The following is a 14,414-nucleotide window of genomic DNA, read 5'->3' on the forward strand; positions in this document are numbered from 1 at the left end:
GCGGGATGGGCTGTTACAACTTCGCACAACTCGGTTTTTGCTGTTACGCGGTTTTCTTTTGGCATTGCATTTTCGTTGCCTGGGAGATCGAGCGCCGCCCGCGCGGCGCTTCGCGGGACAAGCCCGCTCCCACATTTGTTGCAACGTGGCCATGCCTGTGGGAGAGGCGTTGTCCGCCTTGGTGTATTGTTTGAGGCCGGTGAGGTGGCGGTAGCGCCAGCCGGAAAACCGCGTCAAGGCAACAAGGCTGACAACCATGGCCTGTCAGGTTCGGCACGTTGCAACAAATGTGTGAGCGGGCTTGTCCCGCGAAGCGCCGCGCGGGCGGCGCTCGATCTCACAGGCAATAAAAATGCTTCGACGAACACTTACAACCAACGACCCACGGCATCAAACCCCTGGCACGCTCGGCTCGAAGGCCCCCTGCCGACGGCGGTTGACGAAGAAGTACGCCGCGTAGCACAGGGCAATGAAGCCAAAGCCCCAGTACAACGACGGCCGCTGGGTTTCATCCAGCGCCAGGAACACGAACAGCGAGCTGCACAGGGTGATGCACAGCAGCGGCACCAGCGGGTACAGCGGCGCCTTGTACTTCAGGTCCTGCAGTTGCCCACCATCTCGCAGGTAGGCCTTGCGGAAGCGGTATTGCGCCAGGGCGATGACGATCCAGGTCACGGTGCCGGACATGCCACTCACCGCCATCAACACCATGAACAGGGTGTCGGCGGCAATGAAACTGGTCATCAGCGAGATCAGCGCAAAGCACAGGGTGATGCTCAGCGCCCGCAACGGCACGCCACGCTTGCTCAGCGGCGACAGGCTTTTCGGCGCCATGCCGCTCTTCGACATGGCCCAGAGGATGCGCGTGGAAGCATAAAGCCCGGAGTTGCCCACCGAGAGGATGGCGGTGAGGATGACGAAGTTCATCAGGTCGGCGGCAAAGGGAATACCCACCATGTCGAACACCTGCACGAACGGGCTTTCCATCAGCCCGGCCTGCTCGAACGGCACGATGGCCGAGAGCACGGCAATCGCCAGCACGTAGAAGATCAGCACGCGGAACACCACGTTGCGCACGGCCCGCGGGATGCTCTTTTCCGGGTGCTCGGTCTCGCCGGCTGCCACCCCCATGATTTCACAGCCCTGGAAGGCATAGACCACGGTCATCATCACCGCGAACACCGCCGACAGGCCATGGGGGAACAGCGACTCGCCCACCAGGTTGTCCAGCATCGGTGCCGGCGCCCCGCTGCTCAGCGGGATGGCGCCGAAGATCACCAGCAGGCCGATGATGATGAAGCCGAGGATGGTCGCCACCTTGATCCCCGAGAACCAGTACTCCGCCTCGCCGAAGGCACGGGTGGCCAGGGCGTTGAGGCCGAACAGCACGACCACGAACAGCGCCGACCAATACCAGATCGGCACCTCCGGGAACCAGCGGGTCATCAGCATGCCGGCGGCGGTGAACTCCAGGCCCACGGTGGTGGCCCAGCTCATCCAGTACACCCAGCCGATCATGAAGCCGGTGGCCGGGCCGATGAACTTGGTGGCGTGGGCCTGGAACGAACCGGACACCGGCATCTGCACCGACAGCTCGCCCAGGCAGACCATCACCAGGTACATCAGCAAACCCGCGACCAGGTAGGCCAGGATCGCGCCTATCGGGCCACCCTGGTTGATGGTTACGCCCGAGCCCATGAACAGCCCGGTGCCGATCACCCCGCCCAGCGACAGCATGAAGATGTGCCGGCTTTTCAGCGCGCGGGTGAGCTGGATCTTTTCGCGGTTGTCAGTCATGGCGCACCTCGCCTTTGCGGCCGGTGCCAGGCCGCCCGGGGGTGCCGCGCGGTGTGTTGGGAAGGAGGGGCTGAGCGCTACGGCATGTCATTATTCTTGTCTCCAATAAGCCTCATGGACCGCGTGCAACACGGTTGCCTTGGATTATTGGAAACGGATGTAAGGTGCCGTTGTACGAACGGATCGAAGATGTAAAAAGTCGTAAGTTTTTTGTACGTCAGCTCTGGATCAGCTGTTCCAGGGTGGCGCGGGCCTGGGCAAGCTCGGTGGCCAGCGGCTCGCCGAGCGCTTTCAATGCCTGTTCGTCATGCTGCCGGGCAGCGTCCTCAAGGCGACGCAACAGCGCAGCCAGCCCAGAAAAACCCAGGGAATCGCAACTGCCGGCCAGGCGGTGGGCCAGGTGCAGCACTTCGGTAAAGTCCTGGGCCGGCAGCGCCTCGGCCAACGCGGTGGCGTGCTGCTCCAGCGACTGGCGCAGCACCTTCAACAGGCCTTGCAGCTTCTGTTCACCCAGCAGAGAGCGATGGGTGTTCAGCAACGACCAGTCCATTGTCGCGTCGACGCCAGCCAGTTCAGCGGGCGCCGCTTCGGCCAGCGCCTGGCGCAGGTTGTCCAGCCGCAGGGGTTTGGCCAGCACTCCCTGCATGCCGGCAGCCAGGTAGCCTGGGACTTGCCCCGGCTGCACGCCAGCCGTCAGTGCCAGGACCCGGCTATGGCGGTTCGGCCCGGGCGTGGCACGCAGTTGTCGGCACAGCTCCACCCCGCTCATGCCGGGCAGATGCACGTCTAGCAGGATCAGGTCGAAGCGCCGCTGTGCGCAGGCCTGCAGGGCCTGCCCGGCGTCCTCGGCAAAACTCACCCGGTGGCCATCGCGCAGCAGCAACCCACCGGCCACCTCGCGGTTCAATGCCACGTCCTCGACTACCAGGATATCCAGGCTGGCCATGGGAGACGGGGCTGGTGAACTGGCCTGCACCGGCTGCCCGCGAGCCATGTCGAGTTCGAACCAGAAGCGACTGCCCTGCCCTTGCACGCTGTCCAGGCCAATGCAGCCCCCCAGTTTTTCCACCAGGTGCTTGCAGATCGCCAGGCCCAGGCCGGTGCCGCCGTAGCGCCGGGCCACCGCCTCGCTGGCCTGGACGAAGCGGTCGAAGACCCTGGCCTGCACAGCCGGCTCGATGCCGATGCCATTGTCGCTGACCGACACCCGCAGGCGCTGCGAGCCCTGGTCACTGGCCAGTACCTGCACTGCAAGCCGCACTTGCCCCTGTTCGGTGAACTTGATGGCATTGGCCAGCAGGTTGCTGAGCACCTGGCGCAGGTACTGTTCGGCACCGTGCTGGTAATCGGCCAATTGCTCGTCGATATCCAGCTGCAGGGTGTCGCCATTGTCCCGGGCCATGGGTTCGAGCAGCGCCAGCACTTCCTGGCACAACTGGCGTAGCGAAAAACCGACCAGCTCGGCGCGGCTTTCGCCCTCCTCGAGCCGGGCGAAATACAGCACCTCGTTGAGAATCGCCAGCAACCCCTCGCCGGCCTTGTACAAGGCCTCGACGCGCTGGCGGTCGGCCGCCTCCAGCCGGCCGCCGCGCAGCAGCTCGGCCATGCCGAGAATGCCGTTGAGTGGTGTACGCAGCTCATGGCTCATGGTCGCCAGGAAGCGTGACTTGGCCAGGTTGGCGGCTTCGGCCTCGTCCTTGGCCCGGGCCAGGCTGGCGGTACGCCGCTCGACCATGGCCTGCAGTTCGTCGCGCTTGTCCTGCAGCGCCAGGCGGTCGCGCTCGCGGCGTTCGATGTCGCTGAGGATGGCGCGGCGCATGTCATCCAGGGCATTGGCCACGGTGTCGATTTCGTCCGGGCGCGTCGACGGGCGGCGCCCCAGGCGCAACGGTTCCTGCCATTGGCCGGCGCCAATACGCCGGGCGAACTCGGCCATCACTTGCAGGTGGCGGGTGACCAGGCGGTAGAACAGCCCCGACAACGCCACCGCCAGGCCACACAGGAACACGCCCATCCACAGCAGGCTGGCAAGGCCCGTGGCATACAGCCGCCGGTGCACCGCGCCCAGGTCGATGCTCACTTCCAGCTCGCCCAGGTGCCTGGCCGGCCCCGAGGGCGGCTGGTAATCAAGGGCGAAGCGTTCGATGCGCAGCGGCCCCTTGGGTTCGGCGAGGCCGCGCAGCATCTGGAAATCGTCACTGACCAGACGCACCCGAGCGACATCGGAAAAGTCCACCAGGCCGCGCAGTTGTGTATCCAGCTGTGCCTCGTCCAGGTCCCACAGGCTGCGCTCCAGGCTGGCCAGGTAACCGGCGCGGATCAGCGCCATGCGCGCCTCGATATCGCGCATCTCGCGGCGGTACTCGAAATACAGCTGCACCGAGCTGGCCAGCACGGTAAAGCACAGGCTGAACAGCAGGATGAACAGCAGCAGGCGGCGCAGCAAGCCATCGGTGCGCAGGCGGATCATCGGGAGTCCGCCGGCAGGTTGACCATGTCGCGGTAGATAACTTCGCTCTGCTCCAGCCAGCGCTCGATCTCGCCCGCCTGGTTCATGCGCAGCAACTGCGCGTCTATTTCGTCCATATGCTGGCTCAAGGGCGATTGCCGTGATATCGCGACGCGCAGGTAGTCCACGCTCAGGGCCGTGGGCAATACGCGGATGTCCTGCGCCCCGGGCAGGTGTTCGATGAACAGCTGGCCGGTGCGCCGCTCCTGGATCACGTAGTCGATGCGCCCACGGATCAGCTTGCCGAAGTTCTGCTGGCTGGACGAAACCCGTTCGATGTTCTGGTGGCGGGCGACGAAGCGGTCGAAATCGGCGCCGTAGCTTTCGCCGTACAGCAGGCCGCCACGGTAGCTGGCCAGGTCCTCCAGGCGTTGGAACTGCACTGGCCGCAGGCGGTTGTAGAACACCGCCACTTCCTCACGCACTACCGGCACCGTGGAAAAGCGCATGCGTTGGTCACGCTGGTCGCTGTTGTAGGCCAGCACCACGTCCACCCGCCCGGCGGCAGCGTCCATCAGGCAGCGCTTCCAGTTGCCCAGCACCACGGTCTGCACTTCGTAGCCCATGCGCGCGAACAGCTCTCGTACCACGGTGGGGGCCAGGCCACGCACCTGGTGGCCGTCACTCCAGGAAATCGGCGGGTACACCGGGTAATCGCAATAGCGCACCGGCTGCTTTGCACTGGCTTGCACGGCGAACAATGCCAAGGCCAGCACCCAGGCGCTGCGTGTCATGCCGCCACGCTGGCGGTGAACAGGTAGCCGGTGCCGTGGATGGTGATGATCAGTTGGGGCTCGGCCGGGTCGTCGTGCAGCTTGCGCCGCAGGCGGCCGACCAGCACGTCGATGGAGCGGTCGTTGGGCACCCACTCGCGGTTGCGGATCTGGTCCATCAACTGGTCGCGGCTGAGGGTGTGGCCGCTGTTGCGCAGGAACACGCTGAGCAACTGGAACTCGCCATGGGTCAGCAGGGTTTGCCCGCCACGGGCGTCGATCAGGCGCCGGCGGTCGGTGTCCAGCGCCCAGTCGGCGAACTGCTTCAGCGATTGCGCGCAGGCCGGCGTCGGGTGCACCTCGCGGGCATGGCGCACGCGGCGGATCAGGTTCTTGGCGCGGGATACCAGTTCGCGGGGGTTGAGCGGCTTGATCACGTAGTCGTCGGCGCCGCATTCCAGGCCGACGATACGGTCGATGTCGTCGTTGCGGCCGGTGATGAGGATGATGCCGACCTCCGAACGTACCCGCAGCTCACGGGTCAGGGTGAGGCCGTCCTTGCCGGGCAGGCGGATGTCCAGCAGCACCAGGTCGACATCCTGGCTGCCGAGCAGTGCTTCGGCCTTTTCCGCGGTGTCGGCGCAGTGCACGTCATAGCCTTCCTGGGACAGATAGGCCTGCAGCAAGTCACGAATAAGCGGATCGTCATCGACGATCAATACCCGAGGCGTCATTGCGTGTCGTCTCTTTTTTTTATTGGTTTGTTCTACACACTCGCGACAGCAGCCTACTCGTTACTGAACAGGCGATCAACAGCCCTCCGGCAGGCTGAAGCGGCGCCGGCCACCGGCCTGCAGGCCATCGACCCAGGCCTCGCAGATCAGCACGCCCTGCTCGGGGGTGAAGGTACCGGGGTTGAGCCCCGACTCCAGCCACAGGCCATCGAGCAAGGCGCTCAGGCTGATGGCCGCCAGGTCGGCATCGAAGCCCTGCCAGCCCTCCTCCCCGGCCAGCGTGGCCAGCAGCCCGCTCAGCTCATTGCGGTATTCGCCATAGGAATGGTCATGCACCTGATTGATCGCATCGGCGGTCTTCACCGCGCCCCAGAACGCCAGCCAGGCGTCGAGCAACTGCGGGTCGAGCAGCTCGGCGCAAAACGAGGCACGGAAGAACGCCGACAGCCGCTCGCGAGCATTGGGCGCGGCCTGGGCCATGGCCTCGCGCAGCAGGCCCATCACCCGACCGGTGACTGCCATGTAGGCTTCGGCCACCAGCTCATCCTTGCCGGCATAGTGATGGCTGATCAATCCGACCGAAACCCCGGCTTCTGCTGAAATCTTGCGGATCGACGCACCCTGAAAGCCATGGCGCTTGAGGCATACCAAGGTCGCCTCGACCAGGTTGGCTTTGCGCAATTCCGGCAGCATGCGGTGGTAGCGGGCTTCCTGGTTCATCGGCGGCTCTCGGGCTAGGGGCTGGACTGAACGACTGTACAACAAGCCGGACTGCGTGATAAACCCTTGGCACCCATGCCCATAACAACAAAAGCGGCTGCCATGAACGACCTGATCACACGTGACCTGGACCAGGGCCTGCTGACCCTGGCCTTCAACCGCCCCGACAAGCTCAATGCCTTGAACACCGCCATGTACCAACAGCTGGGCGACCTGCTGCTGGCGGCAGGTGAAGACCCTGATGTAGAAGCCATCATCATCACCGGTGGGCCGCAGTGCTTTACCGCCGGCAATGACTTGCGCGACTTCCTCGACAACCCGCCTGCCGACCTGGACAGCCCGGTGTTCCGCCTGATGCGGGTGGTGATGGGCCTGGACAAACCGCTGATTGCCGCGGTCAGTGGCGCGGCGATCGGCATCGGTGCCACCTTGCTGTTGCATTGCGACCAGGTGCTGGTCAGCCGTACGACCAAGTTGCGCATCCCTTTCGCGCCGTTGGGCGTGTGCCCGGAGTTTGGTTCCAGCCTGCTGCTGCCGCGTTTGCTTGGCCATGCCCGGGCGGCTCGCCTGCTGCTGGCAAACGAGTTGCTCGACGGTGAACGGATGGTGGCCTGGGGGCTGGCCAATGAACTGCATGAAGACGGTGAACAGTGCCTTGCAGCTGCCCGGCGCCTGGCGCGACAGCTGCAAGGTTACCCGCAGGCGGCGCTGCGCATCAGCAAGCGGCTGCTCAAGGACGGCCAGCGGGCCGAGCTCGAGGCGACAGTGGCGCGGGAGGCCCGGTTGTTCATCGAATGCTTGCGCACTGAAGAAGCGCGAGCGGTGTTGCGAGGGTTGATCAAAGATTGAAACCCAGGGGCCGCGTTGCGGCCCATCGCCGGCAAGCCAGCTCCCACCTCGACTGCATCGACCTCAAGCCTTATGCAGTACCTGTGCGAGCAACTGTCTCGCTCAAATTCTAAAAGTTGGCGCGATTCCCTGTAGGAGCGGCCTTGTGTCGCGAAAGGGCTGCAAAGCAGCCCCAGAAAAACTCAGAAACCCCAGGATTGCTAATAGCCGGTCATCTCCAGATACCCACGCCCACCCGCACTCCCGGTCAAGCGCACCGGCCCCTCCCAGTACGGGAACCGTGTCTCCATCCAGGCCTGCGATTCCACAGCCTCGACCCGCACATCCACGCCATGCTCCGGCACCTGCACCCGCCATCGCGTCGGCACCTGCTTGCCGTTCTTCTGCCGGGCCCAGGCCAGCGCCTGCAGCTGGATCTGCGCCCCCTGCAGCACCACCACTTCACCCTGCGGGCCGACCCAGGTCCCGGCGCGATACGCCTCCCCCTGCACCTCGCGCACCTGAAACAGCATCAGCCTGGCGCCACTGTCCAGGTGCAGGGAAAACCAGTCCCAACCCGTCTGCCCGGCAGCCAGCGGCTGGCTGCTCCATTCCCGGTCCAGCCAGGCCTGGCCGGTGACGGCAATGCACTGGCCGTCACGCTGCACTTCCCCACTCACCCGATAGAACGGCTGACTGTAATAGTACGAAGCCTGCCCCTTGCCGGACTTCTCGCTGTAGCCCTGGTCCCCGAGCAGCACCAAGGGCCGATCGCTGTGCAGTTGCAGGTCATAGCGAAAGCCGTCACCACCGGCGACCATTTGCAGATGCTCGATGCCATTGCTGCCCTGCAACGACCAGTCATTGATCCACGCCCGGAACGGCTGGGCCTGCACGCCAGCCTGGCCGATACCCCCGCGCGCCAAGGTTTCGCCAGACCGATGCCTCCCGGGGCCGGTCAACGCCGCGTGCCCCATCCACAGGTTCGGGCTGTTCCAGCCAGCAGCTTCGGGGCCTGGGCGCAGGGCCGAGCGAAACAGCGTCCACTGCGCGCCCCAGTCCCGCCCCTGGAGGTCCTGAAGGTTGGCGGTGACATACCACCATTCGATGCGAAAACCATCGTGGGCCCCGTGGTCACGCGGAAATTCCAGGCGATGGCCGCGGCTTACCTGGCTGAACTCGCCCGCCTGCTGCCCGAGCCCGGCATAGCTTTGCTCGGCGGGCTGGTCACAGCCGCCCAGCAACCCACACAGCAACAGCCAGGCGCTACGCTTCATCGGCAAACGGCCTCAACAGTTCGCGCGGCTGGCGACGCGCCAGCTGCCACAAGGGCCACGCGCTGGCCAACAGGCTGGTAAGCATGCCCAGCACCGCCAGGTGCAGCAGTTGCGCAGGGAACACGTAGAGCGGCAAACGCCAGCCGAATGCCTGCACGTTCACCACCGCGACCAGGCACCAGGCCAGCAGGATGCCCAGCGGAATCGCCAGCAGCACGGTAAGGCTGCTCAGCAACAGTGTCTGCCCGAGGCTCAGCCACACCAGGTGCGTGCGCCGCACACCCAGTGCCCACAGCGGCGCCAACTGGCCCAGGCGAGTCTGGCCCAGGGTCAGCAAGTTGATGAACAGCGCCACGCCTGCCACGCCAAGAGTGAGGCTGTTGAGCGCGGCGGTGGCGGCGAAGGTGCGGTTGAACACGTCGGTCGACCAACGTTTGAGACGCGCCTGCTCGACCAAGCGGCTGTCGTCCAGGGCGAAGCGCTGCTGCAATGCAGCCTCGAGCGCCGACACCTGGTCGCCCACCAGATCGACACTCAACCCGGTCAGGGTTGCCTGTGGCCAATGCCCGCGCAGCCAGCCGGCATTGACCAGCATGTGCCCCTTGGGGTTGCCGTAATCGGCATAGATGCCCACAACGCTCAGGGCTGGCGAAGTGTCTGCGGGCAGCCTCAGGCGATCGCCCAGCTGCAGCTTCAGTCGCCTGGCCAGCTGTTCACTGAGCATCACGGCCTGCCCGGCGGCCAGTTGCTGCCAGGCCTGCTTTTGCTGCGCCAGCAATGGCCAGCGTCTGCGATAGACGGGATGATCGACGATGCCCTGGACCTGCACCGGCCAGCCCTGCAGCTGTGTTTCCACACGCCAGCCGGGCAATACCACCTCCACCGAAGGTTGCTGCCCGAGCCACTCGGCTATCTGCAAGCCCTGGGCGGTGTCCCTTGGCGTGACATACAGGTCGGCGGACAGGCGCAGGTCAAGCCAGCTGACAAAGGTCTTGCGAAAGCCCTCGGTCATGCTGCCCACCCCGACACTGGCCGCCAGCGCCAGCAACAGTGCCATCAACGCCAGGCTCAGGGCAGGCAATTGCTGGCGGCTGTCGGCGACGAACCATTGCGCCAAAGGCCGCCGGCAATGCCGCGCCAGCCAGGCCAGCACCCGGTCGAGCAAGGCCGGCAGCAGCAGCGCCGCCGCCAGCAGCAAGCCTGCCAGCAGGCCGAACGCGCTGGGCAGGCTGTCGCCCAGCACGCCACAGCCCAGGGCCAGCAAAAGCAACAGGCCGGCCACCCGGGCCTGGCGCCGCAACCAAGGCCCCTGGGCCAACCGCCATGCCTGAGGTTGCGCCAGCGCCAGCAACGGCAACCGCGCCGCACGCAGTACACTGCCCAAACCCGCCAGCAGCGCCCCCAGCACACTCACCAGCACGCCCATCAGCCACCACCCTGCGGGCAGGCTCAGCGCCCCGGCGACCTGGGCGCCATACAGGCCGCGCAAGCTGGCGGCCACATCGGGCAGCAACCACGCGGCCAGCCCGTAACCACTGGCCACGCCGGCAAGACCGCCCAGCACCGCGAACAGCCCCAGCTCCAGCACCAAGGCGCACAGCAAGGTTTGCAGGCCGATGCCACAGGCGCGCAGGTTGCGAATCAGGCCGCGCCGCTGTTCCAGTGCCAAACCGATTGCGGCATGGGCAATGAACAGGCCGACGACGAACGCCAGCAGGCCAAGGGCGGTCAGGTTGAGGTGGAAACTGTCGGTCAGCCGCTGCAAGCCGCCATCGTCCTGCCGGGGTTGCAGCTCAAGGTAAGGCGCGATATCCGCCGGCAGCGGCCCCGGCATGGCAGCCACCAGCAAGCGCGACAACTGCCCGGGTGCATGCAGCAACGCCTGGGCGTGGCCGATATCGACCACGATCACCCCTGGGGCCAGCGCTGGCTGTAGAACCAACGGCGGCAGCAGCTGCCCTTCGCTGTCGCGTGCTGAGGCCCCGGGGCCGGCATGCAGCTGGCGCAAGGTGTCCGGCCCGACCCAGGCTTGCCCGGGCATGCCGATAAAGGCTTGCAGATCGAACGCCCCGGGCTGCACACCGGCGATGCTGCTGGCCGGCGGCAGGCTCAACGGCTCGATGCCGATCAACCGCACGCTGCGCGCCGGCTCACCAGCAAAACGCAAGCGCCCTTCCAGTACCGGCGTCACCGCCCAGCCCAGTCTGCGCAACTGCACGTACAGTGCCTGGTCGAAGCGCTCGCCACGGCGCGGCACCAGTTGCGCCTGCAACGGCCCGGCCAGCACCGCGCTGGCGCGGGCATAGTCGCTGCGTGCCTGGCTGTTCAGCGCCTGCACGCCGGTCCACAGCGCCGTTGCCAGCCACAGGCCGGTGAAGATGCTGAAAAACTGCACGCGATGGCGCCGCCAGTGGCTGAGCAGCGCCAGCAGGGCCAGCGATAGAAGCCTCATCCGCCCTGCTCGGGCCGCACACGGCCGGCCTGCAGGTAACAACGCTGTTGCAAGCGCGCCGCCAACCGCGGGCTGTGGGTCACCATCAGCACCCCACTGCCAGCCTCGGCGACCAGCTGCAACAGCAGGCTCAACACCTCATCGCTGCTGGTTTCATCGAGGCTGCCGGTGGGTTCGTCGGCCAGCAACCAGGCCGGGCGCCCGGCCAGGGCGCGGCCGATGGCAACCCGCTGTTGCTGGCCACCAGACAATTGCTCCGGGTAACGCGCCAGCAAATCCGCCAAACCCAGGCGCTGCGCCAGATAGGCCAGCCAATCGGGATCATGCCGACCGGCCAGCCGCGCCTGGAACGCGAGATTGGCCCCCACGTCCAGGCTGCTGATCAGGTTGTACTGCTGGAACACCAGGCCTATGCCCTCCCGCCGCCACAACGCCAGCGACGCCTCGGAACGGCTGTCGAGCGGGGTATCGTCGATCAGGATGCGGCCACTGTCGGCACGGTCCAGGCCGGCCACCAGGTGCAGCAAGGTGCTCTTGCCGCTGCCCGACTCGCCCATCAGCGCCAGGCTGCTGCCGCGCGCCAGGCGCAGGTCGACGCCCAGCAGCACGGGGAGCGGGCCCAGGGGGGTGGGGAATGATTTGTGCAGTTGCTCGATGACCAGCATCGACGGGCCTTGGTGAGTTCAGGGGTCTTCTTAGGAATAGCAGGTTCATCGCGGCGTGAACGAACACTCGTCGTTTTCCCCGATAAAGCAATTTCCGGCTCAATTCGAAAAGCGGTTTCCAACTTCAACCCTCGATGAACTTATTAATTCCACGCCCCTGAATGCCTTACCGAAAAGTCAACATAAACAGCCTTGCACCAATAAAAAAAGACACTTCCTACAGAAAGTTCTTTTTATTGGCCGATATTCACTTTCTGAAGAGAAAACAATGACCTGAATCAGAAACCATCGACTACGATCAGCATTCACTTCGCACCCGTTAGTTACGGCAAGAGACTCAACCATGGAAAAACCAGTAGTTCTGCACGCCGCTGGCCAGGTCGATATCGCTTTGGAAAGCGCCCACCAGTACGCCTATTTCCAGCTACTGGAATTGCTGTATCACGTACACGACGACGATCTGGAACAACGCCCACTTGCTCGAGAGACGAGACGCCGATTACGGCTGGAAGTGTCCCCCAGCCTGTCTTTCCCTGTTGCCGACGTGTTGCGCGCCGATCGCTTGAAGGACGACCGCTACCGCATCCAGGCAAGTTTTCTGGGCCTGCATGGCACAGACTCGCCACTGCCCACTTACTACCTTGACGAGATCGCCTACGAAAACGCACACGGCATCGGTTTACGCCCGGCTTTCCTCAATTTCTTCAACCATCGCCTTCATACCCTGCTCCATCAAGGATGGCGCAAGTACCGCTACTACGTACGCTTCCAAGCGGGCGCGAAGGACGGTTTCTCCCGCTATGTCTTCGCCCTGATCGGCCTGGACGACTCAGCACTACGCGGCGCTACGCCGCTACCCTGGAGCCGCTTGCTCAGTTTCGTGGGAATGATCGCCAGCCGCAGCCGCTCCCCCGGCATGGTAGCCGGCATGATCGCGCATTGCTTCGACCTCCAGCAGGTTGCCATCCGCGAATTCGAAAAGCGCACCGTCTCGATTCCCACTTCCCAACGCAACTGCCTGGGGGCCAGAAACTACCAACTCGGCAACAACTTCCTGGTTGGCGACAGCATCGAGTCACGCAGCAGCAAGTTCACCATTGTGATCGCAGGCCTGAATCAGCAGCAGTTCCGCGAATTCCTGCCCAGCGGTGACAACTACCAGAGGCTGGCGCGGCTGGTGGAATTCCTGCTCCGTGATGTCGGGGCCTATGACCTGGAGTTACGCATGTGTGCCAAGCAAGCCCCACCCTTCAGCCTACGGGCCGAGCATGGCACCCACCTCGGTTGGACAAGCTTCATCGCCAACCGCAATGACCCCACGCCTCCCCCTGTTCGCATCACGGTACGCACATGAGTACAAATGTTCTCTCCCCCAGCGTCACGCTCACCGTCCTCAACCCGGAAAAACTCTTGCACGGCAGCGAACCGCGGCATCGCTTCGATCGGGCTGGCGGCTCCATCGGCAGTCAAGGTGCTTGGCGCCTGCATGATCGGGGCGTTCGCATCCTGCCGGTGCACTGCGAAATCGGCTGGCATGAAGGCCATTTCTGCATCATTGACCACAGCGGCAAGAGTTTCATGAATGGCAGTGACACCCAGTTGCTTTCGGGTACGCCTGTCCGCCTCAGGCACAACGACAGACTGCAGATGGGTGACTATCAGATTGCCATACACCTGGGCGAGGACGAGGAAGAGCCGCAGCCGCATACCCGCAGGGACCCGCTCTCCGAGCTGGGGGTTGATCAGCAGATGTGCCCGCTGCAGGTACTTGGCGTACCGATTACGGATATCGCCGGATTTTTCCAGGCCTCAATGCCTGGTCCCGTGGATGAGCTTGATCCGTTGGCGAATCTGGACAGGGCCGCACAAGCCCGGGTTGACCCGGCCATAGTCGAAATCTTCGGCAAGGAGGTGCAATGAACAAGCCTGTAGGTTTGCTACTGGCCTGCCTGGCGATCAGTGGTTGTACTTCGATCAGCAAGATCTACCAGGTGGCGATGGATCCGGCTTTGCCAGTCGGTGGCCCCAACAATGACATCAGCCACCTGGCGCTGAGCCTCTACGCCGCAGACCCGCCTGCGCCTGTCAGCCTCGAACCGACAGATTCAGGCACACACCTACCGCTGCATGACCACCCGGAACAGCTGGCGGCCAACCTCAGCGCCACAAGTCCTGTCGAGCTGACTGACAAGCTGAGCTCACTGGCGGAGCAGCTGCACCGCAACTACCCCACTTCTGTCGAGGGCGAGCAAGCCATCGTCGGGCCGGCGCCTGCGGCATTGGCCAGTTACGCAACGCCCCAAACTGCTTTGCCTGAGGAACTCGACCTGCAACCACAACACCAGGCCCCGTCATCCATCGTTTTCAAGGTACTTCAACTCCGGGACGATTCGTTGTTGCTGGATGCCACTTATGAGCAAGTCGAAGAAGACCTGGATAAAGCACTGGGCACCACGCTGATCAGCGTCGATGACTACCGTCTGACCCCTGGCCAGTTCAAGTTCATCGAACACGAAGAAATCAACGAGCGCACCCGCTACATCGCCGTCGTTGCTCGCCTGGGCGATAACCCCAAGGGCCGCTGGAAAGATGCAGTACGCATCCAGGCACGCGGTTACAACCATACCGTACACGTTCACTTCGAGAACAACGCCGTTGAACTCAGGCAAGACAGTGAATACCGCCGTGACAAATGATCCGTCCAATAAAAAAAAAGCAT

General features: G+C 64.2%; 12 protein-coding genes. 4 read left to right on the forward strand and 8 right to left on the reverse strand.

Annotated elements, in window-relative coordinates:
* Positions 1 to 390: 390 nt before the first annotated feature.
* The 5 genes from GEV38_RS16795 to GEV38_RS16815 form a co-directional block, all read right to left on the reverse strand.
* Positions 391 to 1,797, reverse strand: a complete 1,407-nt coding sequence (locus GEV38_RS16795) for an amino acid permease (protein ID WP_013973081.1) — start codon at positions 1,795 to 1,797, stop codon at positions 391 to 393.
* Positions 1,798 to 2,014: 217 nt separating this feature from the next.
* Positions 2,015 to 4,267: a hybrid sensor histidine kinase/response regulator gene (locus GEV38_RS16800; protein WP_054572621.1), complete on the reverse strand. Its 2,253-nt coding sequence runs from the start codon at positions 4,265 to 4,267 to the stop codon at positions 2,015 to 2,017.
* Positions 4,264 to 5,040, reverse strand: coding sequence for an ABC transporter substrate-binding protein (locus GEV38_RS16805; RefSeq protein ID WP_015270772.1), 777 nt, complete (start codon positions 5,038 to 5,040; stop codon positions 4,264 to 4,266). The genes GEV38_RS16800 and GEV38_RS16805 overlap by 4 nt, the downstream gene beginning before the upstream one ends.
* The gene (locus GEV38_RS16810) at positions 5,037 to 5,753 is read right to left on the reverse strand and encodes a response regulator (protein WP_015270773.1); all 717 of its coding nucleotides are present in this window, start codon (positions 5,751 to 5,753) and stop codon (positions 5,037 to 5,039) included. Before GEV38_RS16810 ends, GEV38_RS16805 begins: the two co-directional genes overlap by 4 nt.
* A gap of 75 nt (positions 5,754 to 5,828) precedes the next feature.
* Positions 5,829 to 6,473, reverse strand: a complete 645-nt coding sequence (locus GEV38_RS16815) for a TetR family transcriptional regulator C-terminal domain-containing protein (RefSeq protein ID WP_015270774.1) — start codon at positions 6,471 to 6,473, stop codon at positions 5,829 to 5,831.
* A gap of 102 nt (positions 6,474 to 6,575) precedes the next feature.
* On the opposite strand from GEV38_RS16815, the gene GEV38_RS16820 reads away from it, so the two are divergent.
* The gene (locus GEV38_RS16820) at positions 6,576 to 7,322 is read left to right on the forward strand and encodes an enoyl-CoA hydratase (RefSeq protein WP_015270775.1); all 747 of its coding nucleotides are present in this window, start codon (positions 6,576 to 6,578) and stop codon (positions 7,320 to 7,322) included.
* 200 nt (positions 7,323 to 7,522) lie between these two features.
* On the opposite strand, the gene GEV38_RS16825 is transcribed toward GEV38_RS16820, so the two are convergent.
* Genes GEV38_RS16825 through GEV38_RS16835 form a run of 3 tightly spaced genes read right to left on the reverse strand, consistent with a single transcriptional unit; the run spans position 7,523 to position 11,695 of the window.
* Positions 7,523 to 8,578 carry a lipocalin-like domain-containing protein gene (locus GEV38_RS16825; RefSeq protein WP_173895892.1) on the reverse strand — a complete coding sequence of 352 codons (1,056 nt, stop codon included), beginning with the start codon at positions 8,576 to 8,578 and terminating at the stop codon, positions 7,523 to 7,525.
* Positions 8,568 to 11,030: an ABC transporter permease gene (locus GEV38_RS16830; protein WP_054572619.1), complete on the reverse strand. Its 2,463-nt coding sequence runs from the start codon at positions 11,028 to 11,030 to the stop codon at positions 8,568 to 8,570. The genes GEV38_RS16825 and GEV38_RS16830 overlap by 11 nt, the downstream gene beginning before the upstream one ends.
* On the reverse strand, positions 11,027 to 11,695 hold the full coding sequence (locus tag GEV38_RS16835; RefSeq protein ID WP_015270778.1) for an ABC transporter ATP-binding protein: 669 nt from the start codon (positions 11,693 to 11,695) through the stop codon (positions 11,027 to 11,029). Before GEV38_RS16835 ends, GEV38_RS16830 begins: the two co-directional genes overlap by 4 nt.
* 343 nt (positions 11,696 to 12,038) lie before the next feature.
* Here GEV38_RS16835 and tssG point away from each other — a divergent pair, with 343 nt between their 5' ends.
* From tssG to tssJ, 3 genes are read left to right on the forward strand one after another with little or no spacing between them, the layout of a single operon-like run.
* Positions 12,039 to 13,049, forward strand: coding sequence for a type VI secretion system baseplate subunit TssG (gene tssG, locus GEV38_RS16840; RefSeq protein ID WP_054572618.1), 1,011 nt, complete (start codon positions 12,039 to 12,041; stop codon positions 13,047 to 13,049).
* The gene (locus tag GEV38_RS16845) at positions 13,046 to 13,615 is read left to right on the forward strand and encodes an FHA domain-containing protein (RefSeq protein ID WP_054572617.1); all 570 of its coding nucleotides are present in this window, start codon (positions 13,046 to 13,048) and stop codon (positions 13,613 to 13,615) included. The genes tssG and GEV38_RS16845 overlap by 4 nt, the downstream gene beginning before the upstream one ends.
* The gene (gene tssJ, locus GEV38_RS16850; RefSeq protein WP_054572616.1) at positions 13,612 to 14,391 is read left to right on the forward strand and encodes a type VI secretion system lipoprotein TssJ; all 780 of its coding nucleotides are present in this window, start codon (positions 13,612 to 13,614) and stop codon (positions 14,389 to 14,391) included. Before GEV38_RS16845 ends, tssJ begins: the two co-directional genes overlap by 4 nt.
* Positions 14,392 to 14,414 lie beyond the last annotated feature (23 nt).

The organism is Pseudomonas sp. 13159349, from assembly GCF_013305685.1.
Taxonomy (GTDB): Bacteria; Pseudomonadota; Gammaproteobacteria; order Pseudomonadales; family Pseudomonadaceae; genus Aquipseudomonas; species Aquipseudomonas asiatica.

Bases quoted from the DNA above. Each gene is read 5' to 3' on its own strand.
- GEV38_RS16810 (WP_015270773.1), bottom strand. From the start codon at position 5,753: ATGACGCCTCGGGTATTGATCGTCGATGACGATCCGCTTATTCGTGAC.
- GEV38_RS16830 (WP_054572619.1), bottom strand. From the start codon at position 11,030: ATGAGGCTTCTATCGCTGGCCCTGCTGGCGCTGCTCAGCCACTGGCGG.
- tssG (WP_054572618.1), top strand. From the start codon at position 12,039: ATGGAAAAACCAGTAGTTCTGCACGCCGCTGGCCAGGTCGATATCGCT.
- GEV38_RS16820 (WP_015270775.1), top strand. From the start codon at position 6,576: ATGAACGACCTGATCACACGTGACCTGGACCAGGGCCTGCTGACCCTG.
- GEV38_RS16845 (WP_054572617.1), top strand. From the start codon at position 13,046: ATGAGTACAAATGTTCTCTCCCCCAGCGTCACGCTCACCGTCCTCAAC.
- GEV38_RS16805 (WP_015270772.1), bottom strand. From the start codon at position 5,040: ATGACACGCAGCGCCTGGGTGCTGGCCTTGGCATTGTTCGCCGTGCAA.
- GEV38_RS16795 (WP_013973081.1), bottom strand. From the start codon at position 1,797: ATGACTGACAACCGCGAAAAGATCCAGCTCACCCGCGCGCTGAAAAGC.
- GEV38_RS16825 (WP_173895892.1), bottom strand. From the start codon at position 8,578: ATGAAGCGTAGCGCCTGGCTGTTGCTGTGTGGGTTGCTGGGCGGCTGT.
- GEV38_RS16835 (WP_015270778.1), bottom strand. From the start codon at position 11,695: ATGCTGGTCATCGAGCAACTGCACAAATCATTCCCCACCCCCCTGGGC.
- GEV38_RS16815 (WP_015270774.1), bottom strand. From the start codon at position 6,473: ATGAACCAGGAAGCCCGCTACCACCGCATGCTGCCGGAATTGCGCAAA.
- tssJ (WP_054572616.1), top strand. From the start codon at position 13,612: ATGAACAAGCCTGTAGGTTTGCTACTGGCCTGCCTGGCGATCAGTGGT.
- GEV38_RS16800 (WP_054572621.1), bottom strand. From the start codon at position 4,267: ATGATCCGCCTGCGCACCGATGGCTTGCTGCGCCGCCTGCTGCTGTTC.